At 43.8% G+C, this 24,842-nt stretch carries 35 protein-coding genes; 17 read left to right on the top strand and 18 right to left on the bottom strand.

The annotated features are described in order from the left end of the window. Positions 1-66: 66 nt before the first annotated feature. The 3 genes from NGAR_RS01925 to NGAR_RS01915 form a co-directional block, all read right to left on the bottom strand. The gene (locus tag NGAR_RS01925; protein ID WP_015017913.1) at positions 67-207 is read right to left on the bottom strand and encodes a YHS domain-containing protein; all 141 of its coding nucleotides are present in this window, start codon (positions 205-207) and stop codon (positions 67-69) included. A gap of 101 nt (positions 208-308) precedes the next feature. Beyond that, entirely contained in the window at positions 309-578 is a 270-nt protein-coding gene (locus NGAR_RS01920; protein WP_015017912.1) for a hypothetical protein, read from the bottom strand. 80 nt (positions 579-658) lie between these two features. Beyond that, entirely contained in the window at positions 659-1,180 is a 522-nt protein-coding gene (locus NGAR_RS01915) for a YncE family protein (RefSeq protein ID WP_015017911.1), read from the bottom strand. Between the two features lie 182 nt (positions 1,181-1,362). Here NGAR_RS01915 and NGAR_RS01910 point away from each other — a divergent pair, with 182 nt between their 5' ends. Together NGAR_RS01910 and NGAR_RS01905 are read left to right on the top strand one after the other, a co-directional pair. Further along, entirely contained in the window at positions 1,363-1,575 is a 213-nt protein-coding gene (locus NGAR_RS01910; RefSeq protein ID WP_148680823.1) for a CbtA family protein, read from the top strand. Further along, positions 1,572-1,868: a hypothetical protein gene (locus NGAR_RS01905; protein ID WP_015017908.1), complete on the top strand. Its 297-nt coding sequence runs from the start codon at positions 1,572-1,574 to the stop codon at positions 1,866-1,868. The genes NGAR_RS01910 and NGAR_RS01905 overlap by 4 nt, the downstream gene beginning before the upstream one ends. Here NGAR_RS01905 and NGAR_RS01900 read toward each other — a convergent pair. Further along, positions 1,858-2,163 (bottom strand): hypothetical protein, encoded by a 306-nt coding sequence (locus NGAR_RS01900; RefSeq protein ID WP_015017907.1) that lies wholly within the window; start codon positions 2,161-2,163, stop codon positions 1,858-1,860. The genes NGAR_RS01905 and NGAR_RS01900 overlap by 11 nt on opposite strands. After that, positions 2,164-2,700 (bottom strand): winged helix-turn-helix transcriptional regulator, encoded by a 537-nt coding sequence (locus NGAR_RS01895; protein ID WP_015017906.1) that lies wholly within the window; start codon positions 2,698-2,700, stop codon positions 2,164-2,166. 115 nt (positions 2,701-2,815) lie between these two features. Between NGAR_RS01895 and NGAR_RS01890 the strand changes: the two genes are divergently transcribed. Further along, positions 2,816-3,070 (top strand): hypothetical protein, encoded by a 255-nt coding sequence (locus NGAR_RS01890; RefSeq protein WP_015017905.1) that lies wholly within the window; start codon positions 2,816-2,818, stop codon positions 3,068-3,070. Between the two features lie 851 nt (positions 3,071-3,921). Continuing rightward, positions 3,922-4,509, top strand: a complete 588-nt coding sequence (locus NGAR_RS01885) for an MFS transporter (RefSeq protein WP_187147617.1) — start codon at positions 3,922-3,924, stop codon at positions 4,507-4,509. Between the two features lie 37 nt (positions 4,510-4,546). Here the strand turns inward: NGAR_RS01885 and NGAR_RS19190 are convergent, their stop codons facing one another. From NGAR_RS19190 to NGAR_RS17050, 3 genes are all read right to left on the bottom strand, one after another. Then, positions 4,547-4,891: a four-helix bundle copper-binding protein gene (locus NGAR_RS19190; protein WP_015017902.1), complete on the bottom strand. Its 345-nt coding sequence runs from the start codon at positions 4,889-4,891 to the stop codon at positions 4,547-4,549. Positions 4,892-4,989: 98 nt separating this feature from the next. Further along, complete coding sequence (locus tag NGAR_RS01875; protein ID WP_148680820.1) at positions 4,990-5,958, bottom strand: hypothetical protein; 969 nt, start codon at positions 5,956-5,958, stop codon at positions 4,990-4,992. Between the two features lie 423 nt (positions 5,959-6,381). Continuing rightward, the gene (locus tag NGAR_RS17050; protein WP_015017899.1) at positions 6,382-6,549 is read right to left on the bottom strand and encodes a hypothetical protein; all 168 of its coding nucleotides are present in this window, start codon (positions 6,547-6,549) and stop codon (positions 6,382-6,384) included. Between the two features lie 384 nt (positions 6,550-6,933). Between NGAR_RS17050 and NGAR_RS17045 the strand changes: the two genes are divergently transcribed. Both NGAR_RS17045 and NGAR_RS01870 read left to right on the top strand, forming a co-directional pair. Beyond that, on the top strand, positions 6,934-7,098 hold the full coding sequence (locus tag NGAR_RS17045) for a hypothetical protein (protein WP_187147616.1): 165 nt from the start codon (positions 6,934-6,936) through the stop codon (positions 7,096-7,098). 143 nt (positions 7,099-7,241) lie between these two features. Further along, positions 7,242-7,457, top strand: coding sequence for a hypothetical protein (locus tag NGAR_RS01870; RefSeq protein WP_148680819.1), 216 nt, complete (start codon positions 7,242-7,244; stop codon positions 7,455-7,457). A 45-nt stretch (positions 7,458-7,502) separates the two neighbouring features. Here NGAR_RS01870 and NGAR_RS01865 read toward each other — a convergent pair whose 3' ends face one another. From NGAR_RS01865 to NGAR_RS01825, 9 genes are all read right to left on the bottom strand, one after another. Then, positions 7,503-7,823, bottom strand: a complete 321-nt coding sequence (locus tag NGAR_RS01865) for a DUF2795 domain-containing protein (protein ID WP_015017897.1) — start codon at positions 7,821-7,823, stop codon at positions 7,503-7,505. A 63-nt stretch (positions 7,824-7,886) separates the two neighbouring features. Then, positions 7,887-8,366: a CBS domain-containing protein gene (locus NGAR_RS01860; RefSeq protein WP_148680818.1), complete on the bottom strand. Its 480-nt coding sequence runs from the start codon at positions 8,364-8,366 to the stop codon at positions 7,887-7,889. Positions 8,367-9,402: 1,036 nt separating this feature from the next. Continuing rightward, entirely contained in the window at positions 9,403-9,747 is a 345-nt protein-coding gene (locus NGAR_RS01855) for a P-II family nitrogen regulator (protein ID WP_148680817.1), read from the bottom strand. A gap of 77 nt (positions 9,748-9,824) precedes the next feature. Continuing rightward, complete coding sequence (locus NGAR_RS01850; protein WP_015017894.1) at positions 9,825-10,367, bottom strand: DUF2795 domain-containing protein; 543 nt, start codon at positions 10,365-10,367, stop codon at positions 9,825-9,827. 93 nt (positions 10,368-10,460) lie between these two features. Continuing rightward, the gene (locus tag NGAR_RS01845; protein WP_228369252.1) at positions 10,461-11,084 is read right to left on the bottom strand and encodes a lipocalin; all 624 of its coding nucleotides are present in this window, start codon (positions 11,082-11,084) and stop codon (positions 10,461-10,463) included. A 299-nt stretch (positions 11,085-11,383) separates the two neighbouring features. Continuing rightward, positions 11,384-12,181, bottom strand: a complete 798-nt coding sequence (locus NGAR_RS01840; RefSeq protein ID WP_228369251.1) for an SDR family NAD(P)-dependent oxidoreductase — start codon at positions 12,179-12,181, stop codon at positions 11,384-11,386. After that, positions 12,165-13,130, bottom strand: a complete 966-nt coding sequence (locus tag NGAR_RS01835; protein WP_015017891.1) for a DHH family phosphoesterase — start codon at positions 13,128-13,130, stop codon at positions 12,165-12,167. Before NGAR_RS01835 ends, NGAR_RS01840 begins: the two co-directional genes overlap by 17 nt. Continuing rightward, on the bottom strand, positions 13,121-13,774 hold the full coding sequence (locus tag NGAR_RS01830) for an HAD family hydrolase (protein WP_015017890.1): 654 nt from the start codon (positions 13,772-13,774) through the stop codon (positions 13,121-13,123). Before NGAR_RS01830 ends, NGAR_RS01835 begins: the two co-directional genes overlap by 10 nt. Positions 13,775-13,804: 30 nt before the next feature. Continuing rightward, positions 13,805-14,218: a hypothetical protein gene (locus NGAR_RS01825; RefSeq protein WP_148680816.1), complete on the bottom strand. Its 414-nt coding sequence runs from the start codon at positions 14,216-14,218 to the stop codon at positions 13,805-13,807. A gap of 195 nt (positions 14,219-14,413) precedes the next feature. Between NGAR_RS01825 and NGAR_RS19185 the strand changes: the two genes are divergently transcribed. Together NGAR_RS19185 and NGAR_RS01815 are read left to right on the top strand one after the other, a co-directional pair. Further along, positions 14,414-15,172 carry a DDE-type integrase/transposase/recombinase gene (locus NGAR_RS19185; protein ID WP_015017888.1) on the top strand — a complete coding sequence of 253 codons (759 nt, stop codon included), beginning with the start codon at positions 14,414-14,416 and terminating at the stop codon, positions 15,170-15,172. Then, on the top strand, positions 15,094-15,525 hold the full coding sequence (locus NGAR_RS01815; RefSeq protein WP_148680815.1) for a Cdc6/Cdc18 family protein: 432 nt from the start codon (positions 15,094-15,096) through the stop codon (positions 15,523-15,525). The genes NGAR_RS19185 and NGAR_RS01815 overlap by 79 nt, the downstream gene beginning before the upstream one ends. Here the strand turns inward: NGAR_RS01815 and NGAR_RS01810 are convergent. Continuing rightward, positions 15,502-16,719 (bottom strand): hypothetical protein, encoded by a 1,218-nt coding sequence (locus NGAR_RS01810; protein WP_015017779.1) that lies wholly within the window; start codon positions 16,717-16,719, stop codon positions 15,502-15,504. The two genes, NGAR_RS01815 and NGAR_RS01810, sit on opposite strands and share 24 nt — an antisense overlap. A 110-nt stretch (positions 16,720-16,829) precedes the next feature. Between NGAR_RS01810 and NGAR_RS01805 the strand changes: the two genes are divergently transcribed. The 9 genes from NGAR_RS01805 to NGAR_RS01765 all read left to right on the top strand — a co-directional run bounded on the left by NGAR_RS01805 (position 16,830) and on the right by NGAR_RS01765 (position 24,817). Beyond that, entirely contained in the window at positions 16,830-17,450 is a 621-nt protein-coding gene (locus tag NGAR_RS01805) for a Cdc6/Cdc18 family protein (RefSeq protein WP_015017886.1), read from the top strand. Between the two features lie 384 nt (positions 17,451-17,834). Further along, positions 17,835-18,458 (top strand): hypothetical protein, encoded by a 624-nt coding sequence (locus tag NGAR_RS01800; protein ID WP_015017885.1) that lies wholly within the window; start codon positions 17,835-17,837, stop codon positions 18,456-18,458. A 49-nt stretch (positions 18,459-18,507) separates the two neighbouring features. After that, the gene (locus NGAR_RS01795) at positions 18,508-18,747 is read left to right on the top strand and encodes a hypothetical protein (protein WP_015017884.1); all 240 of its coding nucleotides are present in this window, start codon (positions 18,508-18,510) and stop codon (positions 18,745-18,747) included. 278 nt (positions 18,748-19,025) lie between these two features. Then, complete coding sequence (gene cas6 / locus NGAR_RS01790) at positions 19,026-19,808, top strand: CRISPR-associated endoribonuclease Cas6 (protein ID WP_015017883.1); 783 nt, start codon at positions 19,026-19,028, stop codon at positions 19,806-19,808. A 23-nt stretch (positions 19,809-19,831) separates the two neighbouring features. After that, positions 19,832-20,155 (top strand): hypothetical protein, encoded by a 324-nt coding sequence (locus tag NGAR_RS01785; protein ID WP_148680814.1) that lies wholly within the window; start codon positions 19,832-19,834, stop codon positions 20,153-20,155. Positions 20,156-20,160: 5 nt separating this feature from the next. After that, a complete protein-coding gene (gene cas7i / locus NGAR_RS01780; protein WP_015017881.1) occupies positions 20,161-21,054 on the top strand; it encodes a type I-B CRISPR-associated protein Cas7/Cst2/DevR in 894 nt (297 codons plus the stop codon). A gap of 2 nt (positions 21,055-21,056) precedes the next feature. Continuing rightward, entirely contained in the window at positions 21,057-21,734 is a 678-nt protein-coding gene (gene cas5, locus NGAR_RS01775) for a CRISPR-associated protein Cas5 (protein ID WP_015017880.1), read from the top strand. Further along, a complete protein-coding gene (gene cas3 / locus NGAR_RS01770) occupies positions 21,735-23,825 on the top strand; it encodes a CRISPR-associated helicase Cas3' (protein ID WP_015017879.1) in 2,091 nt (696 codons plus the stop codon). After that, positions 23,822-24,817 (top strand): hypothetical protein, encoded by a 996-nt coding sequence (locus tag NGAR_RS01765; protein WP_015017878.1) that lies wholly within the window; start codon positions 23,822-23,824, stop codon positions 24,815-24,817. Before cas3 ends, NGAR_RS01765 begins: the two co-directional genes overlap by 4 nt. Positions 24,818-24,842 lie beyond the last annotated feature (25 nt).

The raw sequence follows: 24,842 nt of genomic DNA, 5'->3' as shown, positions 1-24,842 counted from the left end.
CTCAATATGAATTAAATAAGTTTCAAATTGCGAACATTCTTGCCTGTCGGAACGCATTACAAACAGCTATTTTGCGAACTGGAATGGGTTGGTTTGAAAAGCCCACTGGCAGCTCGGACAGCAAAAGTAATAATCCTTGCCCTGGTAGGTTTCCTTTGGAGCTTTTTTCTCGTCAACTTCCATGCCGCACACAGGATCCGTTGCCATACTACTCTGATGGACTTTCTCTGATATAACGATAGGAGACAGGATTGTAAAATAGAATGATATGCCATGAAACGTGGGAAAGTTGTTTAGAAAAACAGTCGTTAATAGCTTGAATGAATTGTTCTGCCGTCAATTACTGCAAATACGACTTCGCCGTTTGCAACTTCAGCGTATCCTTCGTGCGATCTTCCTTCTGAATCCGTTAGCCCAAAGTCAACACGATATTCACTTTCAGTTTCGGCAACTACCATATCCGTGTGCAAATCTAGCTCGTCGTTTATGTGGATTCCAAGCTCTGGCAGCTTAGCAAGCAAAAAGCTCCTTGCAACGGCTACAGCATCAGCAGAGCCGTCCAAGGGCCTCTCGTCCAAGTCATTTGGCCCATGACTGTCTCTGTCTAGACTCAGGCGGTCACCGATGCTTATGCCATTCTTTTCAACGAAGCCAGTGTTTACTTCAAGTACAAACTTGGCAGGATGGTCTGAAACATATTACTTATGTAAGCCAAGTCGCCATCTGCACTGAATGCTATGCCATGCGAACCATCGCCTACCCCTTGTATCTCCTTTACAACTTCGAGACTGTCTGCATCAACCACGGAAACTGTGCCAGCGCCCAAATTGGTGACGAACGCAAACCTTTCGTCTGGAGTAAGTGCAACATATTCAGGCCTGTCGCCTACGGGAATTGTCTTGATTATTTCGTGCTTTGTAACATCAATCACTGACAGGATATCGCTTTCCATGTTGACTATGAAGAGCCTTAACTCATCGTCTGTGAATGAAAGCCCATGCGGAGTCTCGCCTGAGTCAATCTCTTTTATCGCAGTCTTATTCCGAAGATCAACTACTGGGATAGGACTCCATAGGTTTGCAACATAAAGGTATCTTCCGTCTGGGCTTACCTCCGTATATTCTGGACCGGAGCCAACTTGGATCTCCTCTTTTATTTCATTGTCTTTTATGACTAGCACCTTTCCGCCATAGACATCCCCACGTAAAGCATATCGTTGAAAATAGCGATTCCATGAACTGCCCTCTCACCTGTATCTATCTGTCTGATAAGCATGTTGTTTGTGGCATTGATAATTGAAACAGTTCCTGAATCAATATCCGTGGTATACACAGTCTGCTGGTCGTCTGATATCTTTATGTCATGGGGGATTTGCCAACTGTGATGTTTTTGATTACGGCATTTGTGGCAATGCCATCAAACCCAGACGAAATAACTGCACCGATGGACTTGGTAATCGGTTTTAGGCTCGCTAGCAGGTTCACGATGAGCATATTCTGGGGCTTGCTTGGTCTAATTTTGGGAGCGTTTTGGGACAGAATCAAGCCACATGATACAGCAAAGATCACAATATGATTAGCGGTGCAAAGGAGGAGCTAAGGCAGAGGCAAAAAGGATTGTCTATATGTTACTTGAAAACCGAGCAGAATCCCCTAATAGGATCCTTCAAGTCTGATCTTTCACTTTCACTTGAGAATGCTGAGCAGATGATGGTATGGGAAAATGTAAAACAAGAAAAGCAATACGAGAAGAATCAGCCCACCAACAATGAAGAAAAAGGATGCTTGAACCATGTCTATATTTTGTATTCATATATCAGTAATACTATAAAATCTGTTGGTACAAGATACTTTTTGTCTACTTCCTAATTACAGCTAGAAATAGCATCGATAGCATTCCAAAGTCAGTAGCGACGGATGCAACTTGCAGCTCTGATTCCAACATCGGGTAAAGGCTATCCAGATGAAGCAAGCCAACCCTCAATATGAACAGGCCAAATGCTGCTGAGAGAGGTACAAGCCGTACAAGCTTGTGCCGCTTGTATGCGAATATCGCTATAGCAAGCAATATTACTGCAAGTCCTGCGCTTCCTAGGCTGAACACCTCCCACCAAAATCCATGGTGACTCTGCGCAAATATATCAAAAATGCTGAAAATTTGCATCTATCGCTTTTCATCTCCTTCAGCATCGAAAGTTCTGAGCATGTCGGCCATTCTGTCAGCGTACTTGCTCCAGATACTAGGACGGTATGCCTTCAGGAGATTTGCCAGCTCAGGAATAGAGGTATTTGCATAATACTTTACCTCCACTCCTTGTTTTCTGCTCCAAATCAATCCAAGGGACTCAAGTCTGACAAGATACCACCGCGCCGTAGGCGAAGAGCATTTTATCTCTCTGGCAACCTCTGTCTGGCAAGCACCGGGTTTTCTTGAGAGAAACAGCAGTATTTCTCTTGGAGATTCCTGTGACAGAATGCCAAGGATCTTCTTCTTTTCCTCATCAACATCAGATGGATAGAAGTGCTTGTAAGCACCGACCCGAATCGCAGTTATTTTTCCCTCACGTTCAAGCAGCTCGATTGCATACTGGAGGTTGCCTGTGCCTATCTCCAACGACCGCAGAATTTCTCTGAAGTAAGAGCCTGGATTGCTCGCAATAAAGCTGTACACTCTGTCCTTGGTGCTGTCCTCGAAAGGCAAAGCGAGAGACCATGGATCGACGTCATAATGCCAGTTAATTAGTTAACGGGCAAGACTTTAGTTAATCGTACCAAAAGGCCAATTTACGTCAGAGCCCTAACCTATGCATAGATGAATGGCGACTATCAGAGCAAGGCTTAAGCAAAGGTGGAAGATGCTTGCCGTGGTAGTGGGAATCTGGATAGTCGTGATGTTTCCGATACCGTTCCTTCCGTTGTTCGGCTTTCCATACGATGAGACATCTGTTCATATTTTATTAATGATAAGCGGGATAGTATCTATTCCCTTCACCTTGCTGGCCTTGTTCATGAATGATGGTAGTAACAGAAATGGTACAAAAGAGGGAACTGGAGCATCGAGCAAGAACTAAGATCTAGTGTGAGTATAGTATCATCTGAGAAAAGTTGTCAACCTTAAAAATATGGTTGCAGTAACTAATGGTGTGTGTAGCGTGTCTAATTGATACTAGAAGATATGCAATGGTGGGATGGGTGATTGTAGGCGCTCTGTTGTCTGGCTACGGATACATGATCATCACGAGCTTGAACTGACGTTGGTTCTGAATTTAGTAGATTGTACCAAAAGCATTTTGTCACCCTCATAGAAGATGATAATCTCGGCTGGATACAGCTGAATAAAATTGGTGTGCGAAGGCATCATCTGTTCAAGATATAGGGCGAAGAGGGACGGCCGTCACGGCCAAGATATGAATTGGTGAATAGCAAGTGATTAAATTTCCACGGTTGGCTTTGGTGGCAGGAGCAATATTCATGGCAGCTATTGTCCTGTTTATAGTCAAGATATTGTCTATATAGCATTGTCCGGTAAAATAACTGTCATGTTTTTAGTGAGAAGAGATGAAAGGATTCTATGACATCCAGAATAGACTTAGTCGGTGACTGTTCTTGATACCAATCTAACAGTTACCGACTGGGACTATCGATTTATTAGGATATTTTTGCACTGTTGTGTCCAAGTTCTGTTGTGACCTGAGTGGAGAGACAGTCAGGGGCCATGCAGCCGTATGGTTTGTCCGGCCAATAATAGGTGGGCTACAATAACTCCGGTTCTGGTAACTTAAGTGGAGATCACCCGGATTTACTGCGCAAAATTATGCTCATCTCCCGCCAAGTTACCGGTGCCCCTGCAAATATTCAGAGTTCACAACCTGCTGGCAAGCAATATAGTGATGACACTGCTTGGAGCTGTATGGATACCCATGTGGTTCTTCCTGAATCTCTGCAGCAGATACAAGGGTACGGCGCATTTGAGAGTGGACTTGCGCTTTTGCCAATGACTGCCGCAATCATGATCCTGATGATAGGTGCTTCCTCGCGTCTCATCAGCCGTCTTAGTGTAAAAACCAGCATGGTTGCAGGTCTAGGGCTGTTGGCAGTTGCAATGCTCCTCTTCGCGGCAACGCCGTCTAGCAGCACCACTTTCGTGACGCATGTGCTTCTAGCTTCGCTAGTTGCTGCAGCGGGGATGTCTCTGGCATACATCCCAGTGCTAACCGCTGCGGTATCTCATGCAAGGAAGGAGGAGTCAGGGCTGGCATCCGGGATTGTGAACACGAGCTACCAGATTGGCTCGGCACTTGGGTTGGCTATCATGGTTGCAGTTGCTTCCGCTCAGACATTCCAAGCCGAAAATAATGGAATTGGATCGGTTGAGGCGCTAAACAGTGGCTTCCATCTGGCGTTCATAGGCGCTGCAGCTATCGCGGGGTTGGCTGCTATTCTAGCATTGGCAGCTATCAAAAGAGCAAGTGTATCAAGTCAAAAGGAGGCGGCAATGGCAGCAGGTTAGGTAGTAGTCTAGAAGGATAAAAAATTTGGATTGGCTCTTATCGAGCCATCCTTCTACATTCTTCGGCACAGCTTCGGCAAGCCTGAGCGCACCTTTTGCAGTGGTCAACATTGTGTCTATCGCATTCCTGAGCGCAAGCATCGCAGATATCGGCGCACAGTCTGCAAAACTGCTTTGCAAACTGGCTGTCCATTGACATAAGTGACGCAGAAGTCCAGCAGACAACTGCGCACTCTCGGTTGATTTGTGCGCAAGTTGCCATCATTTTCACATCTTGCTCTCGCAGGTCAGAAGTAGCGCAGAACTCGCATGCTTCGGCGCATCTCATACAGGCATCTATGCAGCTTTGCCATTTCGTATTTTGAAGGGTTGCAGTTGACATGCCAGCTTGATGGCCATTATTTTATTTATGGGCAGAGTATGCTAGTAGTATAGGTCCTATCCTGACAAAGTATCGAATGGGCTCTCCGGCACAGATTGCTAAAACGAAGGCCGACCTTTGAATTTACTTGCAAGCACTATAGCCGATGCGATGGCGACTGCAGCAAGAGGAAGGGTCAGCGGAAATTCAGGCACAACACTTGTAGCCGTTATCACTATTGCATTTTGTTGCTGTGATTCTCCCATATCCATTCCGCCCATGCTGTCGCCCGATTGGTTCATTTGCATCAGGTCAAGGTGGGTCCCATTGAGGATGAGAGTTGTTGTTCTGCCGTCCTTCTGTTCTTCCCTGACCATCAGCTCCATTCCATTAAAGATAGCTGTAAAAGGACCGGACATCATTTCTCTTGGAATTTCGACGTAGACTTGAAAGTCGTCAAAATGCTGCCACTCTACTCCAGAATACTGAATCATAAGCTGCTTGTTTTCAGGCTTGAATTCAACATTTTCGACCTGTAATGGAGATGACACGTTGACATTGAAGGCCATTTCTACATATGGAACGGCGAACTTTTGCGCTGCGGCAACAACGAGTGGATATTCATATTTTATAGGCTCAGGCAGAAATGTGTTGTCATAATCTATGCCATTTACCTCTATGTTTACCTTGTAGCTGCCCTGCTCGTTAAACACAGGTCCAGAAACCGTTATGACGCCTGCCTGGTCTGCAACATAGCTAGCGGCAAGGTTGTCGTAGTTGGCGTTCACTTTGTATTGTCCTTCACCGGGTCTAAACTGCACATTTACAGTCCCATCGTGTCCGTGAAGCACCTCTGAGAAGGTCTGCTTGCCCTGAGGATTTGATATTGTAAGAAAGTATGTCACATGCTGCACGTTCTTGCCCGTGGCCTTGTCCATAAATGAATACGACATCGCTATCCTATCTGAAGGGTCAGCAATAGACGGTGCACTAAAGCTGAGAAAGACCTGCCTGTCGCCTATGCTTGAGGGAGGAAGGTCGTGACCTCCTGCCCCGTAGGCATTGAGCGAAAATGTTCCTGCTAGCAAAAAGGAAGTAACAACAAAATAAAGCCAACACATCTTTCTGTTGAGAAACGAGAGCTGCAAGCCGGGAGAAATTTTATGGCTTATGGTCTTATAGATGATTTGGTACAAGATGCTAAAACTGTAGTATTAGCTTGTTTGTCGGTGCCGAATATATTAAAGTTGATGAAAAGGAAAAGCGAGTGAATAACTCTGCAAAATACTACAGAGCCAAGATTGAAAAAGTCGATCATAATCCTTTCTTTCGTCTCTATTGCTTTGGTTTTCTCTGCAATGATTGTGGGACGCTACCTAAGCTCAACAATTGATGAAGGAGGTTTGGCGTGCCCTAACTGGCCCCTTTGTCCTAATGAGTTTGGGACACCGGTAACTTGGCGGGAGATGAGCATAATTTTGCGCAGTAAATCCGGGTGATCTCCACTTAAGTTACCAGAACCATGTTACTAGCTCTGGCTTGCCATCTTTCTCTGCATCATGTACATATTTTTCAACTATAGAGTACAGAAAGTCTGCTTTCTTTTCAAGTTGATGTATGATATCATAAGTTGAATCTTCAAGCAGAGGCTTTTCGCTTGCCGATGTGGATACAGACATAGCTTAACATGCGCACAATCACTAAAAAGAATTGCAAGTTGTTGTACACTAATCTATTCCATCCATAGAATAATGCTATAGCCGAAATTTTGTACGCAAATAACGCAAGAGGTTTGCAAAGTTCTCATAAAAATATGTCAATAAGCATATGCTCCACCTGCCGGCCTGCATTGATTGCATAATGTCCTTAATTTGCCACCCTCTTCCTCTCCAATCTTTACTGTCTTTACCTCAACATTTGTCATTCCGCATTGCTCACATTTACCTATCATTTTTTACACGCACGCATCCATAGTCTTGTACAAAATAGAGAATAAGTCTTTAAGTAATTAGAGTCTGCAACTTTGATATCTTTTGCTACCCGCGTAGTGATAGCGTATGACTATGACTGAGCAACCAGAAGGACGTGCTAAGGAGTCTAAAAAGGCAGCAAAAAGCAACATTGAGCAACAGCCACAACCGCCAGAGCCCATCGACAAACAAGATCCTACCGAGCCTGTCAAAGTAACAGGAGCTAATGAACAAAAAGGCACAGATGCTGGACTGTAGCAGGAAGAGAAATATTTTTCAACAAATGTCCCAAAAACGACCACCTCTCTTTTAGAGACTAAGAATTTCTTGCATCCTGTATATACTGGTGCGCCTTTGCTGTGTACATTTTTGCTTTAATATTGCATGAGAGCCACAATATCTTGCAGCATACATATCTACAAAAGGAGATAATGACAGTGGTAACAATAGTGTGGTGGAAGGGACTTTTACTTGCAAATTCTGTTCCAAAGAATTCATTATGCTTGATGCTGCAAGGCGGCATGCTGAGCGAGAGCATAAGGGAGATGAGGAAGCTGCTAAGAGGAATATCGCTGGCCAGCGCTGAGAAGAGCAGCGTCTACTGCAAATATGAATAAATGTAAGTATCTAGAATCTAGACTACGACAACCAACCAACATCTACTACTGCCTGACAAGTCCTGCCGCTTTTGTGACATCTGAAACACTCCCATACTGTCTATCCTCAATTCTTTTCAGATCCGACAGTATCTCTTCACTCTGTGGCCTTGCTTTCTCTGCAAACTCTACTATCCTTTTCTTATCTGCAGGAAAATCCAAGTCTTTTAAAATCTGCCCTATTGCGGCAGTCTTTGGATAGTCTCTAACATCCACCTCTTTTCTCTCTCCCTCTACTCCTGCCTGCTCGCTGACCATTGCCTTTGTTTCTTCTATGTTCTCCCTGCTTGGTATCTGTTCAGGCTTCTCTCTATCTGAAGAAGACATGTTGAATGACAGTATGTATTGTATGCTTTTTTACAGTTACATAGAGTAGTACCTTTGGATATGCTAGTAGTACCTTCCCTCTCTTTCCAATGCCTCTAAAATTTCTTTGCTCACCTGAGTCTTTGCCACATTATTCTCTCTTATGAAACCAACAATATCCGTTGCGCTAACAATTCCTATCGGCGCATTGTTTTCATCTGCAACTATCAAATGCCGCAGCTTGTTTCTAACCATTATATCAGCAGCCTCGTCTATAGCTGTATCAGGGGAGACTGTTTTGACTGGCACCGATATTATGTTTTGAATTGTTATCATGCTGCTATGCGTATTCTTTGTACAGACTCGCCTCACCAGATCCCTTTCAGTTACTATTCCTGCCGCCTTGCCATCATCATCTATCACAGCAAGCGAGCTGACATTTTTATCAGCCATCTTTAATGCAGCTTCTTGAGCAGTATTGAGGAAGTTAATTGTCTCTAGCCGTTCAGTCATTATCTCGCCAACCTTGGTAATAGTGCCGGTCTCCGGGTATCTGCTAGCCATATGCTGCAACATGAATTGGATAATATGATGTTTATTTGTTATACATGGACCAGTTTTGATAACTTAGCAAGACATGAACAGGATTTGGGAAGGAGATTTTTCATGCGAAGTCCCTTAAAGTTACCTACCAATATCTCGCCAATGGTAGTATAATAGGGGTAAGCGGAAATCGTTCGGAGTTGCTTTGGTCATCCTGTAGAACTTTCCCTTTGTCATCTAGCTATAGAATTTATCGTAAAAAAGTAGCATCAAGCTCGGCTGTCGGAAAGAACTCAGAGTAGTAGCGCAGCTGCTTTGTCTGAGAATCAGGGTAAAATGACCCCACCCACCCCGCCTTTATCTAGAGAGTCTCCATAGTTCCAGCCAGAGCAGCCTATGAGCAGTTGAGCCACGATGTATGATATTGGCAGCAGAGTTATTGATATATCTGAATAGAAGGCCGTTTAACGCAACACTATTATGCGTAAATCGGATTTCTTAAGAGCCACAACTTGTTATCTTTCTAACTTCACTCCTTGATATTATTGGTGAATGTTCTTTGGCTATATTATGGCTAGAAACAAGAAGCAAAGTCTTTGCAAGGGCTATATACCCTATTGTATCGACACTTTATCAAGGGCTGTTTATGCTTGACCGTGTACTTGGCGGGAGATGAGCATAATTTTGCGCAGTAAATCCGGGTGATCTCCACTTAAGTTACCAGAACCGCTGCTGTAATTCGCTTATCTTCTGTGGTACTTCAGGTGTTGATATGATGTAATGGAACTTTTTTGCGTACCTCATTATCTGCTTGCTAGAGTTCTAGCGATGCTGCGCCTCTATGTACTTTTGGATGCCTCCCAGTCAATATTGACCGGAGTTTCCACTAGGGTCAAATTAGCCAATTCGTTGGTATAACTACCTCCTACCGATAAGTTACTTGTTGAGTTCTCTTGTATTAAAGCGGCGCGCCTTTGGATTTTTACAATGCGTTCGTTGTCGTTCGGAAAGTACTCTGCTAATGAAGAAATAAGAAAAATTATACTCTTTCTTTCTTTTAGAGGGCTGCGTCCCCTTTTTCCTTACTTCCAATGTCGTATGCTTCTGCGACATCGTAGACAAAGATCTTGCCGTCAGATGCCGAGCCGGTGCTTATCACTTTCAATACGTCGTCAATTATGGCCTTGGCCTTGTCGTCTGGCACCAGCACTTCGATTTTCGTGCGAAAGCCAAACTCTGGTACGTACCGCATGACGCCTCTACCGACGGAAACAGGCTCCCTCTTCGCCCTGCCTCTTCCCTTGATGTCGTAAAAGGTCATGCCACCGACCTTGTGCTTGTGCAAAAGCTCGTTAATATCTGTAAGCCGCTCATGGGGGATGATAAGGTCCAGCCTCTTCATGCCATTTACCAGCACATGGGAGGTATTAAGGGTTATTCAAACCATAAAATTTAGCAATATATCATAATTTTTTCATTCTATGTTACAGTGCCGCCGCTCTCAAACTGCCGGTGCCGAGCCAAGTCCTGTTGGTTCTGGAACTGCTTGCCGCACCTATCGCACACAAAGTTTGACATCGCAGTGGGCGTGACCTCGGGGTAGTCCGTGCGCTCCTCGCTTTCGTTTACGGCCTCGCGCTCCTTGATGCTTGCGTCAGCAGTAGTCAGGCGCGTGCGGACGTTTGGGTTTTCTCTTGTCTCGTCGCTTATCTGGAACTCTTTTTTCTTGGCAGCGACGTTTTCTTGCAGCGCCTTTTGTAGGTGATACTGGTCGCGGAACTCCATGTAGCCGTTGAGGCTTTCAAAGAGTGCGACAACATCCTGATCGGCACCGATGCTTCTGGCGTGATCTAGTATCTTGTGCTTGAACGCGGGAAACTGTAGACCACCAAGCTGGCCCACCGCATAGTCGATAAAGGCCGGGTCTCTGTTCGCCTTTTCAACGGCGCGGTTGATGCGCCCCGCATCGTACCTTGGCATATGTTTTGCAGCGTCAATGCTTCCCTTTGACTTGTCCTTCATCCGGAGCTTGATTGCACAACAATTCTCATAATGGTTTCCGGCTAGTGCTTTGCAAGACCAGTTATTTCAAAAAAAGACATGTTGTTAGGCTAGCTAACCTGTTCCTTGGAACTCGATTATGCCGTAGATCGATTGCCCATCAATTATGCCCAAGATGTTCTGTTGTTCTACACCTGCAATTGCATTTTCATCGATGTTAATGTCCGCTATCTCGAGAACTCTATCTTTGATTTCTAACCTGATCGGGGCAATCGCACCGGGGACACTGCTATCTGTGGAAATCTGTGTCAATATGTTAGAAGCATTTCCTGCAAATTCGGACGGTCGCCCTATACTCTCAATTATAATATTATTATGATATTCGCTTCCGTCAACTCTTGCTACAGTCAAGTTTGCTGCAAATCTCTGCACAAGGCTCTCATTGACAAGCATCCGCCACCGGCCGACCACGGCATAGTCGCTCTGGTTTGCCTGCTGTGCGCCGGTAATAATGCTACTACCAGTAACGTTTGCATTTTGCCCCGTCGATATCGTGCTTCCAATGAGTCCTCTGAGCACAAGGCTAGATGATGATGTATTTTGAACGCTGCTGACGTTTGTATTCTGCTGGCTGCCGTCTTCTGGCACAGGGATTTGTGCAGAGGCTGCCGGGATAGCCAGCATCATCGTGTTGTTGCCATCATCGAATTTTTCGACAGCTCCAATTGCTAGCAGCAACAAGAGCGCAGTAAAGGCAATTGCTGCTGTTTTTAGAGTGCGTCTACAAGAGTCCTTTTTACAAAACACCATATACGTTTTAAGCACATTCAGATTCGGCTTATTTTGATTTTCCAAGATTAATCTGGATGGCTACGCATGTATTTCACCATCGGAGATTGTTAATCGTGGGGTTGTTGCCCATTATAGCACAGAGCACCAAATGGGCAAAAACAAAATAGGCATGTCATGTCTTTTTTGGCATATCTGGTAAAAAGCATCTGTAGAGACCGCGTCACATCTACACACCTATTTTACTACTACTGCTTTGCAGATATGCCGCCGTCGATCATCATAACTGTGCCGGTAACCCACTTTGAATCGTCAGAGCAGAGGTACGCCACTGCGCCGGCGATGTCTTCTGGCTCGCCAATCTTGCGTAGCGGGAAGGTCGACTCGAGCAACTTTTTCGCACCTTCGTCCTGCAAGTAGGGTTCGATTATCGAGCTCCTTATCGTGGAGGGCGCGATGCAGTTGCAACGGATCTTGTACTGCCCATATTCTACTGCTATGCTGCGCGTGAACATTATCACACCGGCCTTGGTCACGCCGTATACTGACAGCGGCACATTTGGTATCGACCTGATGCCAAGCACCGACGAAATGTTGACAATGCTGCCGCCCCCGTTTTTTATCATGACTGGAATTACAGCTTTTGTCATCCGGAACGTGCCTATGAGGTTGGTCTTGATAAGGTCGTCCCACTGGTCATCCGTCATTTCATGGAACGGCACGGGGTCATTTATGATTCCGGCATTGTTTACCAGAATGTCTATCTTGTCAAATGAGTTGATGGTCTGATCTATTGCGCTAAGGACTTCTGCCTCCTTGGTGATGTCCGTTATTATGGTCATCGTGTTCTTTTTGTCGCCAATTTCAGATGCAGCCTTTTGTAACTTGGCCCTGTCCCTGCCAAGGAGCACAACCTTGCAGCCTTCAGAAGCGAGCCTCTTTGAAATTGCTTTGCCCACGCCGCCACCGGCGCCGGTAACCATAGCGACTTTGCCCTTTATCATGCCCCTTATTTCGGCAGGTATTCTTTTAAAGTTGACTAGCAACAGCCTTGGCAACCGCTGCCTCAAGCTCTGAAATGACCGCGGAAACGTCTGACGGGTCGCTCTTGAAGGTAGCGCCGGCGGCGTAGGCGTGGCCGCCCCCTTCATGCAGGTTCGCCGCCACGTCGCGGCATGAAATTGCGTCGTTGCTGCGCCTGATGCTCACCTTGCCCTTTGTGCTGTAAAACATGATAAGGTCTGCATTCGTCTTTGCAAACACTTCCTCAGAAAAGAGGCTGTTCTGCAGATAGGGCGAAGACTGCACGTATGCTACCTTGAACCTGCCAACGGGCCTTACCTGTATCGTGGCAAAGACTTGAATCCTAGCTTCGTCGCGCAGGCGCGCATAGTCATTATAGTCGCTCTGCATTTCCACGTCCCAAAGTATCCCTTTTGCAGACTTTCTCGCAAGCTCTGACAGCCTATCATAAAAGTTGGGGAATGTCTGATAGTAGCGTATCAGCTCTGATATTGGCGTCAGGTATTGATCTTTTGTGAAAAAGTCCATAGTATGGGCCATGCCTGCTAGCCTGGCCGCAAGCTCGCTGCCTGGCAGAAAGGTTTCATACATTAGATCGGATGCGCACTTGGTGCCTGAAGTATCGAGCACCACTTCTACAAGCGGCTTGACCGCGTCTATAGCCTGTTGTGACCAATGGTGGTGGTCGATCCACATTATCTTCCAGCCGTTTCGCACTGCATCTGAAAATATCTGCCTGCAGGTTTCAATCAGGTCATCGTTGAGCCCGAGGTCTGATATGATTATCAGGCCACGCTCTGGCGAATAGTGGGTCGCAGAATAGATAAAGTTGCCAAGCTTTTGAAAATTCTCCACGCCATAGCCTAGGAAAATAGTCATCGCCTGCGGGTAACGCAACAGCCCTATTGCTGCAGAATATAGACCATCTAAGTCGGACTCGTGGGAGAATATCATTACCTTCATTATTTGCATAACACCGTCCTCAGCAAGCTTGTCTTCTCAAATATCCTTTCCTGAGATATGATGCCGGCAAAATCCGATCTCTTGAGCGGCGTGTTGTTGAGCGCCACGTAGCAGCTGATGCCGGCCTTGTTGGCTGCCATGGCGCCAAGTGGCGCGTTTTCAACCACCACCGCGTCTTTTGCGCTGCCGACCTTCATGCGCCTGAGCGCTTCAAGGAATGCGTAAGGATCAGGCTTGCCCTTTTCAATGTCGTCTGCGGTTATTATGACATCGAACTTGTCCTTGCCAAACGCTTCTTCGAGTATGGTTTCAACGTCGTTTCTGGTCGAGCCACTCACCACTGCCTTGGCACACTCGATCTCGTCGATCATTTCCCTGACGCCTTCAAAAGGCTCTGAGCTCCTGATCGACTTGAATATTCTGGACTTTTCATCATGCACGCTGCGCACAAGCGAACGATCGGGAAATCTCTTTTGCTCAAATATTTTTTCTACCAGCTCCATTCCGCGCATCCCTTCAAGGAGGTAGATGTCGCGTTCAGAGACTTCAAGCCCTGTTATTTTTGCAAAGGCCGCCTTCCACGCCTGAACATGGGTCGGCATGGAGTTGACGAGCACGCCGTCAAGGTCGAATATTATTACTGGTTCCCGCACGCCTCTATCTAGAGTTGATGGTTATAAATGTCAGCGCAGCTTTTCAAGCTCACTGTCGTCGCGGTAGTGATCGGGATTGAGGCGGAAGCCCCTCACTGTCTCGCGGGGCACGTCGCTCAGCTTCAAGTAATATTCAAGCTTTGATTTCTTCATCTGCTTGCTGAGCCAGAGGACGAACCGCTGCTCAATATCGTTGCCCTCCTGCTTTTGTATGTCCGGGTATATATCAAGCAGTTTTCCCACGAAATCTGGGTCAAAGTAAATATGGAAAAAGTCCCAGCCCAGAGCCTTGCCGCTTGACGAGCACTCGATCTTGCCCTTTTCATGGGCGCCCCATTCAAGCGTGCCAATGAACTCCATTATCTTAGGCCTCTCATTCTCAAAGTCTATGCACGAACCCTGCACTATTATCATGGGAGGCCTGTCTGCGAACTTGCGGTTCAAAGTCAAGATGATTGCTCAGAATTAATATTTAAGCGGATTGTTGGCCCCCCGCATTAATTTTGTAGAAAATGCAATTATTATTGAGTGAAAATCAAATTATTAACATGGCAACAAAGATTATTTATATATGCGTTTCGGCGCTGTTAACTTAGGGTAATCTGTATAGCTAGGACCGTCCTAGCTTTCCATTGCCATATGAGAAAGAGGACAGACCCAGATATAATCAGATATGGGATGTACTTGTATTTTAATTCTAGGAGCTTTAGGCTGGCAGCCAGATCGCTATCGCCAATCAGGAAGCGCAGTCATGTATCGATTTGGAAATGGGTTCAGAAATATTCCAGCCTTGCAGACAGGTTTCGGACAGACAGACGGCTGGTCGGGGCGATATTTGTTGACGAAACGCTATTGCAGATAGATGGTATTGACTATTGGTTGTGGATTGCATATGAACCTGCTATCAACACATGTTTGATGATGCATCTGTCCCGTGAGAGAACATTGTTTGTATGCTACCGGTTCTTCAAGCAGTTGCAAAATAGGTATGGAAGGAAGCCAATATTCACAGATGGTGCCAGATGGTACAACGACGCATGCAGGTGGCTCAGGCTACGCCATTATGTATATGGCACAGAGCTGAAGAACATCATGGAACGATTTGTACAGCATATCAAGGACAGGACTGAGTGTGTTTTGATGACCATTTTCCATGCAGGAAAGAGAATTGCAACAGGCAGCATGTGTGGAACTGGCTCAGGTTATTCATGCTGTATTTGCATGCGGGAGCAGACAGAATGCGATTTATTACATTCCTGGCCAGGGATGGCGGTTAAGTTAACGGAGCCTGCGTTTCCAGTGGAAAATATAAGTGCCAGATGGACAAGAACGAACTCGATAGAATTGTTTCCGAGGTTGAAAAGGAGAATTCGCTCTTTGTCAAGAAGGTATACCTAGACACACTAACTTTTCCTTCAAAAATAATTGGAAGGAGTGACCGGGTGAAAGAGCTTGTAGGCTTTCTAGTAACATACAAGCAAGGGTTTGTTGTGCCCTTTATCTCGGTTTATGGGAGAAGTGGATCGGGCAAGTCAACCATTGTAAAGTTTGTTTGCGAAAACTTGGATGGCGTGTCGCACTGCTTTGTAAACCTTCGTAAAGCTAGAACCGTGTTTGGCTGCGCTAATTTGATCTTGGCAGAGCTTGGCGAGCCTAACTTGAAAAGCGCCCAAGGGATCAACCTGACGGTCGAAAAGATTCAAAATGCTATTATCAGTACCTGGCAATTAGCCACCATCAATTATAACTGACCTGCTGTTTTTGATCTGTACCGAGTACACCGCGCCGTATTTCTGCTCCAGTCCCAGCCGCAGAAAAAGCAGCATATGAAAGTACGTAAATTCTGCATCGTATCTTCTCCCGTACCTTCCGCGCGTCGCCTTGCTGAGGTACTGCCACTTGATGTACACCCACTCATTCTGTATAACAAGCGATGCCAGAACATAGAGGAAGCGCAGTGCTGGACTCCTGGATGACGTCCTGGCCCTGCTCTTTCCCATCGCCCTGTATGACGATTCTATGCCAAATCTCCTCCGGTACTCGTCAAACATCCGCCCTACCGGGATATTGACAAGGCCTGCGGCATAGTACATGTACTGGACGCCGCGTTTCTTCCTGTACCTTTTCTTCCGGTATTTGGCAACGGCATACAGCCTGAATGTGCATTTCTCGCCGGTGGCAGAATCTGTCATTTCGCAGTCCGGTACGACGAAACTATCCCTTCTTTTCCGGGTCAGTCTGGATAACGTGCCGCCTTTCCTGCCTCTTGGAAAAGCGGCTATGATGTACGGGATACGCATGGAATTGAGGTAGCTCATTACAGCTGCTGTAAAGAACCCCTTGTCAAGGAACAGGCATTTTATCACGATGCTCGCCTTCTGTACCTCTGCAAGCAGGTACCTGACTACTCCAACCAGTGCTTCCCCCTCCCGGATGTACCTGGTGGCCAAGGTGAACCTCCTTCCATGGAGCATCACGTAGGCGCTGGCGTACGTGAAAAAGTGGGTCGTGCCGCTCCTGGCCCTGCCGCGTCTGACATCCCCCTCATTCTCAGGCTCGCCGTGGTAGGGAACGTCTGTCATGTCGATGGCTATGTCGACAGCTCGATTGTGCAGGGTCTCCGCCACCCTTTTCTGCAGCAGCCTGTTGGCGGCCGACTGAATCCACGAAATGTCAATCTTGGACACGTGGTACTGGACATCCCTCCTGGACGGGGTGCTGGCCAGAGTACAGCAGGCTTGTGTTATGGATGTCCCACCGGTACAGGCATAGACCACAGAATTTGCTATATCGACTACTGAATACCGCCTTTTTCTGAAATCGGCTGGCCTGAAGACTGGCAGCAGTACGTTTACTGCATTACCAAGTACTCTCTCATGTGTCAAAAAATGTTTGTCGGTAGGTTCTTGGGTAAATGTACCGCACTGGATTGGCAGGGTTCTCACAAACCATGCGTCTCTGGTGGCAGCTTTAGCTGTTGCCAGGGACGCCCTTCAACAATCGACTAAAAAGCTGCTCACAAACTCGTTATTGCCAAGTACTGATTATGTCTAAATTGATAGGGACAAAAAACAAGCTCTTTGTGCTGGCGCTGGACGAATTCGACGTCTTATTTTATGATAGGCGCGGCAAGCCCTCTGATTTCATTTACAAATTATTGGTGATGGAAGAAAAGCTGAGAGAGCAGGGGCATCTTGTGTCTATTGTTGCTATTTCTAACAATGTAATGTCGGATTACGAGAAAGACGACAGGGTAAGGTCAAGGATCGGATCTTCGGAGATATTCTTCAACGCTTATACGAAAAAGGATGTGCTGCAAATACTGAATGACAGGGCATCAGCAGCGTTTTCAAAGCCAGTAGATCCGACTGTATTGGAATATTGCGCAGAAATGAGCTCGTCAGAGCATGGCGATGCGAGAAGGGCCATCGACTTGTTGAGAGTAGCTGCGGAGATCGCCTCTTCAAAAAGTGAGGCAATAGAAAAGAAACATGTGGATAGAGCAGCTGAGCAACTGCAAAAGGACAGAATAAGCTTGGTACTATCTACAGCTTCTTACCACTTTAGACTTGTTGCGGCTGCAATAGCAAAAGATACGTATGTGAACGGAGAGGATTGGCACTCTACCTCCTCACTGTATGATCGATATTGTAATCTTGTTCAAGAAGGAACCTGAGCTTTAACTTATCGAAGGGTATCTGAGCTTTTAGTCGAGCTAGAGAATACGGGGCTTGTGCTATCTCTCTCAAACTAGCTCCAAAGGAAGACATGGGTACGGTACGCAGTACAAGTTAACGGTTTCCCCTGAAATTGTGGGACGCGCTGTATCCAAAGAGTGGTGAGATGGAGTAGTATCAAGTAAGAAAGCAACGGACAGTCTCGAGGAGCTGCAAAAAAGATTCCGGAGTTTTTCAAGGGGCTCCAGATTTAGTTTGCTTTGATTGAAACTCGTTCAACAATATCTGGCACTGATTGAACTGGAGTGGACTCCCTCTCCCCTTAGTGTATCCTACCTTATATGCATGTACAATATTCGTGGTACTGGTGGAGGAGTAGATGAATGGAGGGAAGTCCTGAACAAGAACAGGATTACTTTGGCGGCCTTGACATAAACCCAGAATTTATTGAAGAAAACAAAAAGATGATAACAAATCTTGGCAAACTGAGGCAGAAATCAAAACCTCATAATAAGTCAGAAATTGCAAAAAGACGCAAAGAAGTCTATCGTCTTCACTTTGAGAGCGGCCTTCCTGTGGCTGCCATAGCTGATCAGATGAAGGTGGACAAGAACACTATTCGTAACGACATCTTTGTTCTCTATAGGGAGATTGGCAAGGACCGCGAAGGGATCAACTTCGAAGACAATTACGCCAAGCAGGTCGACAGGCTAGAAGCACAGAGGGCCCGACTTTTGTCATACTTGAAAAAAGCAGGAGAAATCGATCAGCAGCTTGCAATCGAGCGAATGGTCGCTGACATTGACCTGAAGCTATTGGCTTCAGCTGCAAGGATGGAGTACAACAGGACAGCTTTCTGGGATGCAATAAGAAAGACTATCAACAAGTGGGCAGCAGAGGAAAAGATTGACGACTTGCGCGTGACTCAGCTATTCGAGTTAGTTAGAATCTCGGAAAAGACCAGGAAGAATATCGACAAGATAACAAGGGAGACTTGGGAGGGGTGACTAGCAAACGACGATTAAGAAAAAAGATGACGAGCCATCATGGGCTGAAGTGGTTGAAAAGATTATAGAAAAACGGGAGCAATTTGTAAAGGAACAACCAGAATTCTTCAGAACTATGATATCTACCATACAAGCAGAAATTGATAAAACCGTAGATGAAAAGCTGAAAGCTAAATTCAGGAGACAACTCCTAGCTTTTCAAAAACTACAAGCTAGATTTGAAAGGAACCGACCCAAATTGATGGCAGATACCGAGCTCATGAAGAGAGAATTAAACTCGCTCAAGTAGAGGATGTGGATTACGATATGCAAAGTTGATAGAATGCTAATGTTAAACCAGCAACTGAGCAAATGGCGATAAAAGAACAGATGAGGGCAAGAGTAGAGAAGGAAATAAAGAACTTGATACCGAAATTGACAAGCTAGTTTACAGACTATATGATATTACTACCGAAGAAAAGAATATCATCGAAGATAAGTGGGACTTGTCGGCTTCTGCTTAATAACAAGAGACAGTCTGTTTAGGGGTAACAATATATCAGTATCCTTGATACTATTACTGATTTATTGGTTACAGAGCTTGAAGTAAAGACATTTGCTGAAAAGAGTGTCAAGATGCCTCTTTTCACAGGCTACGTAGCAAGGGGTCTAGCTCTGCACATTCTAAACAGGGTAGACCCTGCGCTTTCGCAGGACCTGCACGAGCCAAACGCCATCAAGCCGTATTCTGTTACTCCTCTGTACTTTAGGTCAACAAAAAAGCTTGCAGACGGCTACCAGCTCGATGCATCGACTCCATGCATTTTCAAAATCCGGTTCCTCGATGACAGAATAGCAAAGAGCGCAATTGACTATTTTTCATCCAATGAGAGCCTGATGATCTATGATACGGCCTTTAAAGTGTCTTCACTGACTATCAAGTCCGAAGATTTTACAAAGGTGCAGGACTCCAAGCTTTTTAGGCTTTATTTTGAGACTCCAACTCATTTGGCAAAGATAGGCTCCAAGTTTGATCAGGTATTCCCAGAGCCGCTATCGGTATTTCCTAACCTTATGAGAGCATGGGATTCGTGCATGCCTGAGAAATTTGGCAAGAAGGTCTTTGAAAAGTATAAAGAATGGATGGAAAAGAATGTGACAGTCTCGGCTTATGACCTGCATACGCTTACCGTCACGGCAGGAAAGACCCTGAAGATAGGGTTCACCGGATGGTGCGCTTATAGGATAGATGACAGTAGCGAAAATCCGCAGTTTCGCCTGATTACAAACAAGCTTGCCAAGTTTGCAGAATATTCAAATGTTGGAATGGAGAGAACTGCAGGATTTGGTGTGGTAAAGCTTTCCGCTTAAAAGCTTTCAATATTTCTGAAAAATTGTTAAATATAACAATTATACATTATAACGAGATGTATGATACGCTCTATTCATGGGCCTTCAGTATTGGCATGAATATAAAGAAAAAAGATGAAGAGTTATTGAGAAAACTGATATTCGAAATAAGAGCAGAGGAAACTCCCGGCAGGTTTCTTGAAAAACTTGCAAATCAAATAACTGATTATCGTACAAATCGAAACATAAATCTTGACGTTAGTATGCATGGCTTGCTGTTTGAACAAAACTGGTTTGCTGATAAGTTCTATTACATGAAGTCCTCAGTTCTTGGCGGTCTATTAGGAGCCTTGTCCTTAAGAGAGTGAGTATTATGGGCAAGGTCGTACAAATTTCAATATTAGCAAAAATTGTTGGAAACGTCAATGCAGATGAGGTCATAGGGAACAGAGCTACCTTGAAAAAAATGTATTCCTCTGACGGTGAAGTTTTACCATTCGTATCCGCAAGGGCCATAAAATTTGCTATACGAGAGGCTCTGCGACAAAGATCGTACGATATCGATCCTTACCAAAAGAAAGGTGATCAATTATTAGATAGTGGAAATCCTGTGAAGTATATTGATAATGATCTTTTTGGGTACATGCATGCACCTAAGAAAGAGGAAGGGCAGAAGAAGGGCGTAATTGCTTTAAGAAGGCAAGCGCCTATTGCGATTTCATATCTAAAATCATTGCGCAATACACCAATTAAATCAGAATTTGCTGCGAGGTTCCCTAGGACAGATGGAGACGGAGAAAATCCTGTTCCATTTGAGATAGAAGTCGCAGAGTTTATCGGAAGGCTAAACTGTTTGATTTACGAATACGTAGGTTTGAAAAGTAGCGATGAGAAAAAAGAATGGGAATTAAAACGTGAAGAAAGAAACAAACGAATAAAGGATTTTCTTGAAATCCTCTTGACACCAACTTATGTATTGCCGAGGCGAACTAACTCGTTAAACATACCAGAGTACTACGTATCTCTTGTAACCCTTTCAGAAAGGGGACCCTTGCCAATATACCAATATCTTGATTATGTCAATGACAAAACGATTATGCTCAGTATAGATATGTTAAACCTGATGATGTCAAGACCCGAAATAAGAAACAACATAAAAGAAGCCTATCTGATTGATTACCATAATGCATTAGATAAACCAGTTAATGGGTTCAGCTCTCCTTCTTTGAGCGATGCAATAGGCAGAATTATCAGCTTCTTGCAATAGCTATGATAAAGGCGCTTGTTGTAGAGGTCTCTTTTTTTGAAGCCCTTTTTAAAGTACATTATACAAAAGGCTTCAGACAGAGCTATCTAATACCACTTCCCACATCTGTAGCCGGAATTTTTGGTGCAATGCTAGGAATTTCGAGAAACAATCTGCATCAAGAATTTCATGATATCCTTTTTGGTGCGGCTATCAAGCGGTACAAGGGAATTGTAGGTGAAAATGTGACATTCTTTCAAGATAAACCATCAAATCCAACAATAGGAGTTGCAAAGACTTTGATCGTAAATGAGCCAACATACGTTATTGCAATGTCAGGTAGCGTAAATAGATTAGAAGTATTCATGGAAAAATTAAGTCGCCAAGTTGAATATCTGCCATACGGCGGCCAGAATGATTTCTTTGTAAAGGATTTCCAAGTACATAGTAATTTAGTAGATGTTGAAAATTGCGATATAGTAAACAATTATGCTCCTTCGTCTTGGGTTGACGAAATTAAGTCTGACGGTAAAACAGAGATTCAGATTTTGCCAGTGATGCATAAACTAGACGCAAGTCCAAACTTTCATTTTATTCTAGATGGCAGTTTGAAATTATCAAGAACAGTTTCATGCGTCAAAGCTTATGGTATTGGACTCTACAGTCTCCATGACTTTTATCTGACAGGAGATAGGAACTAGATGTATGAATGGTCTGAACTGGATCAGAAGTTATCTCATCAAGGAAAGACTCTTTTAACTCATATAAATGAAGTCAAAGCTCTAGGAAAAGACCTCCTTGACTTCTATGGTCTTAACAAAGAATACCATGAAATTCTTGATTATCTAGCAGAATATCACGATTATGGCAAAAGGTCTAACAAATGGAGTATCAATAATGATAAGAATCCGCCGCATTCTCCTCTATCGGTAAGGTATTGTATTGATAACAAATGCTATTTCAAGGAAGATACGAAACTTACCAATATTCTTTGGTATCTTATCTTTAAACATCATGGGTCGTTAGGTGATGTAATAAGAGACTACAATGGTGTAAAACCATTCATTGAACGGAGAATTATTGAAAAGAGAATAAAGGAATTAGATTTTGACCATAGGGTTAATTTGATCGATACATTCGGACTCTTTAAGGTCGCAGATGCATTATCAGCATCTAATCTACAGCGCTTTAAGATGGAACTACCAGAGGTAAACGAAGGCATTGTCAAGAGAATAATAGGATCAGTTGATGCTCGATGGAATGAACAACTAAGATTATCAAGCTTGCCGTCTTTTGGAATGTTGAAGGCATATACTGGATGGGGAAAAACCAGTGCATCTCTGATCTTCTTCATGAACAAGAACGCCAGTAAGATCTTTTACCTATTTCCAACTATATCTGCAATAAATCAATTTTACGAGAAGCTAAACAAGGAGGTCGGAGAGAAAGCTCGTAAGTATTTTTACTTTTACGATGCTTATATCGAAGAGCCTAGCTCAGGAGCAAGCGAAGATCTCGATTTGGTAGGTAATACTTTACTCACAGAATATTTCCTTTGCCCATATATTATAACTACGATAGATCAGTTTCTACTTTCCTTCTTACAAAATGGCAAATATTATAGAAAAAGAGTTATGTTTAGAAATGCGGGTATTGTGCTTGATGAAATTCATCTGTTGAATCCATTAATGCTCACAATACTTGTTTACTTTCTAAAGAAGTACAGGCAAGTTTATAATCTAAAGTTTCTTGCAATGTCAGCCACATTTTCTTCGGCACTGAAAGGGTATCTGAGCAAAGAACTTAGACTAGGCGACGATTGCTGGTTAAATTTTGATGAAGGATTCAGGAGAAAAAGAAGGATAATGTTTGAGTATAAGAATGACGATATCGAAAAACACCTTGATTATGTTAATAGCTTGTCAAGCAAGAAGGTGTTAATCATTGCAAACACGGTAGAAAAAGCTGTGGCGGTTGCCAGAAAACTTGATGAAATGAAGAAACCATATGTTCTTTTGCATGGGAGATTTATGTATAGAGATAGGGTTTACAAAGAGAAAAAGATAGAGGAATTGAAACGTAATCCCCATGTACTGATCGCTACCCAAGTGTGTGAAGTTTCCCTTGACGTGTCTTACGATTTTATGATGACAGAATTGTCACCAGTTCCTTCCCTAATCCAAAGGTTTGGGAGAGTTAACAGATATGGTGGAAGGATAAACGAAACGAATGTTCTTATCTTCCGACCTGACATAAAAAATGAGAAGTACTATCCTTATAGTCAAGATGAACTAAAAGCCTTTAATGAAATTGAGAAGTTCCAAGGAAGTGCATTGGAAAATGAAAAGCAGTTGATAGATCAGTATGATCGTATTTATACATATGATTTGCTTCAGAAAGGGATTGACAGGGTCTATAAAGAGATCAGTTTTGGCTCCTTCGAGGAAATCCTAGAATTCTTTTTCTCCCTTTCCTACAGTGAAGAAGAATTGATGAGAATTATGTCATATAGAGAAAGCTTTACCACTTTGATAATACCTCATCACGAATGCATAGACCCGGGTGAGAAAGAGAAAATAGCGATTCTAAGAAAGGCTTTGGGAAAGAATATGAAAACCTTGGATTATGGCGAAAGAAATATGTTGTTTAGAGAGATAAAGAGTTTAGCAGTATCTGTTCCTATATGGTGGCTAAAAGGACTTTCAGTCGAAGAAAAGATTGTTTGTCCAGTAATCAACTTTAGAGACAAAGTTTACAATAGCACATACGGCTTTGTTGGTCGAGGCTCATGAAGACTGACTTTAAAGTAGCGCTTGAACAGTATTTTAGCAAGGAAGTAAACAGACGTTACTCGTTACCTATCATTCAGAATTTGACTCAGCAACATATGCATGGAGACATAAGGGAATTAAAGACTGATCCAGATAATATTCTCAAAATATGCAACAAGTTGATTCAAGATTCTTTATCTGATAAACGATATACCGCATCTGTTGTTCCTACGATCATATCTCCGCAAATGGCAAGAAACTTCTATTTGAAGGATGAAAAAGAACCTAGCGAGAATGAATTATATGAATTTCTTTATCTAATCTTGACAGGAGTATACAAGGGGCCCTATATTGTCAACATAACCAATACCAGATCGCAATTGATAGACAACTTTCGTCAAGACCTGATCGATAAGCAAAACATCGTCTTCGACAGTAAAAAGGCAAAAGAGCCATTAGGGATGAAACTTGCAGTTTTTAATACATTATTTGCTAATGAAAGGTTTCGCCCTCCCATGACTGAATTCACCTTTCCTTTTTTGGTGGTCTCTTCTTTCGTTTACTGGATAAAGGAAAGGACAACAGATAGAGCTGAATTAATTGCTCAACTTACACAAACTGGACAAAAAGATCTAATTGAAAACGATCTTGAAATAAATGATGATACTACCCTCGTGTTGTTTGTACTAGGCAGAGATAAGAAGAAAGTATATTATTTTTCGCAGCTAAGAAGGTTAATCATTAGATGGTTTAAAGGCTACTTACAGAATGAAGAGAATTACCCTAGCGTTGTAAACGCCTTATTCTCGCTATACATATCCAATAAGAATTACCGAGATTTGTCCATTGATCTGCTTGACAAGTTACTCTACTATTTCTTAGATGGATACGTAAACGGAGAGCTCTTGGATAAACTGATGCTTCTAAAGCTTGATCATGATCTTAAACAAAAGAAAGTATTCGGAATGAATTCTGCAAAACAATTTTTCGAAAACCTATCCAGCTCTTCATAGAAGAGCAAAATCTGTCAATAAGCTA

The organism is Candidatus Nitrososphaera gargensis Ga9.2 (assembly GCF_000303155.1).
GTDB lineage: Archaea > Thermoproteota > Nitrososphaeria > Nitrososphaerales > Nitrososphaeraceae > Nitrososphaera > Nitrososphaera gargensis.
This window is presented reverse-complemented; position numbering and strand designations above follow the sequence as displayed.

What these genes read in the sequence shown, in the direction of transcription:
- NGAR_RS01855 (WP_148680817.1), bottom strand. Translation starts at nt 9,747, where the DNA reads ATGAAGAGGCTGGACCTTATCATCCCCCATGAGCGGCTTACAGATATT.
- cas5 (WP_015017880.1), top strand. Translation starts at nt 21,057, where the DNA reads ATGATAAAGGCGCTTGTTGTAGAGGTCTCTTTTTTTGAAGCCCTTTTT.
- NGAR_RS01815 (WP_148680815.1), top strand. Translation starts at nt 15,094, where the DNA reads ATGGACAAGAACGAACTCGATAGAATTGTTTCCGAGGTTGAAAAGGAG.
- cas7i (WP_015017881.1), top strand. Translation starts at nt 20,161, where the DNA reads ATGGGCAAGGTCGTACAAATTTCAATATTAGCAAAAATTGTTGGAAAC.
- NGAR_RS01910 (WP_148680823.1), top strand. Translation starts at nt 1,363, where the DNA reads ATGGGGGATTTGCCAACTGTGATGTTTTTGATTACGGCATTTGTGGCA.
- NGAR_RS01900 (WP_015017907.1), bottom strand. Translation starts at nt 2,163, where the DNA reads ATGCAAATTTTCAGCATTTTTGATATATTTGCGCAGAGTCACCATGGA.
- NGAR_RS01890 (WP_015017905.1), top strand. Translation starts at nt 2,816, where the DNA reads ATGGCGACTATCAGAGCAAGGCTTAAGCAAAGGTGGAAGATGCTTGCC.
- NGAR_RS19190 (WP_015017902.1), bottom strand. Translation starts at nt 4,891, where the DNA reads ATGTCAACTGCAACCCTTCAAAATACGAAATGGCAAAGCTGCATAGAT.
- NGAR_RS01925 (WP_015017913.1), bottom strand. Translation starts at nt 207, where the DNA reads ATGGCAACGGATCCTGTGTGCGGCATGGAAGTTGACGAGAAAAAAGCT.
- NGAR_RS01860 (WP_148680818.1), bottom strand. Translation starts at nt 8,366, where the DNA reads ATGGCTAGCAGATACCCGGAGACCGGCACTATTACCAAGGTTGGCGAG.
- cas3 (WP_015017879.1), top strand. Translation starts at nt 21,735, where the DNA reads ATGTATGAATGGTCTGAACTGGATCAGAAGTTATCTCATCAAGGAAAG.
- NGAR_RS01905 (WP_015017908.1), top strand. Translation starts at nt 1,572, where the DNA reads ATGATTAGCGGTGCAAAGGAGGAGCTAAGGCAGAGGCAAAAAGGATTG.
- NGAR_RS19185 (WP_015017888.1), top strand. Translation starts at nt 14,414, where the DNA reads ATGAGAAAGAGGACAGACCCAGATATAATCAGATATGGGATGTACTTG.
- NGAR_RS01765 (WP_015017878.1), top strand. Translation starts at nt 23,822, where the DNA reads ATGAAGACTGACTTTAAAGTAGCGCTTGAACAGTATTTTAGCAAGGAA.
- NGAR_RS01865 (WP_015017897.1), bottom strand. Translation starts at nt 7,823, where the DNA reads ATGTCTTCTTCAGATAGAGAGAAGCCTGAACAGATACCAAGCAGGGAG.
- NGAR_RS01835 (WP_015017891.1), bottom strand. Translation starts at nt 13,130, where the DNA reads ATGCAAATAATGAAGGTAATGATATTCTCCCACGAGTCCGACTTAGAT.
- NGAR_RS01800 (WP_015017885.1), top strand. Translation starts at nt 17,835, where the DNA reads ATGGAGGGAAGTCCTGAACAAGAACAGGATTACTTTGGCGGCCTTGAC.
- NGAR_RS17045 (WP_187147616.1), top strand. Translation starts at nt 6,934, where the DNA reads ATGACTGAGCAACCAGAAGGACGTGCTAAGGAGTCTAAAAAGGCAGCA.
- NGAR_RS01850 (WP_015017894.1), bottom strand. Translation starts at nt 10,367, where the DNA reads ATGAAGGACAAGTCAAAGGGAAGCATTGACGCTGCAAAACATATGCCA.
- NGAR_RS17050 (WP_015017899.1), bottom strand. Translation starts at nt 6,549, where the DNA reads ATGTCTGTATCCACATCGGCAAGCGAAAAGCCTCTGCTTGAAGATTCA.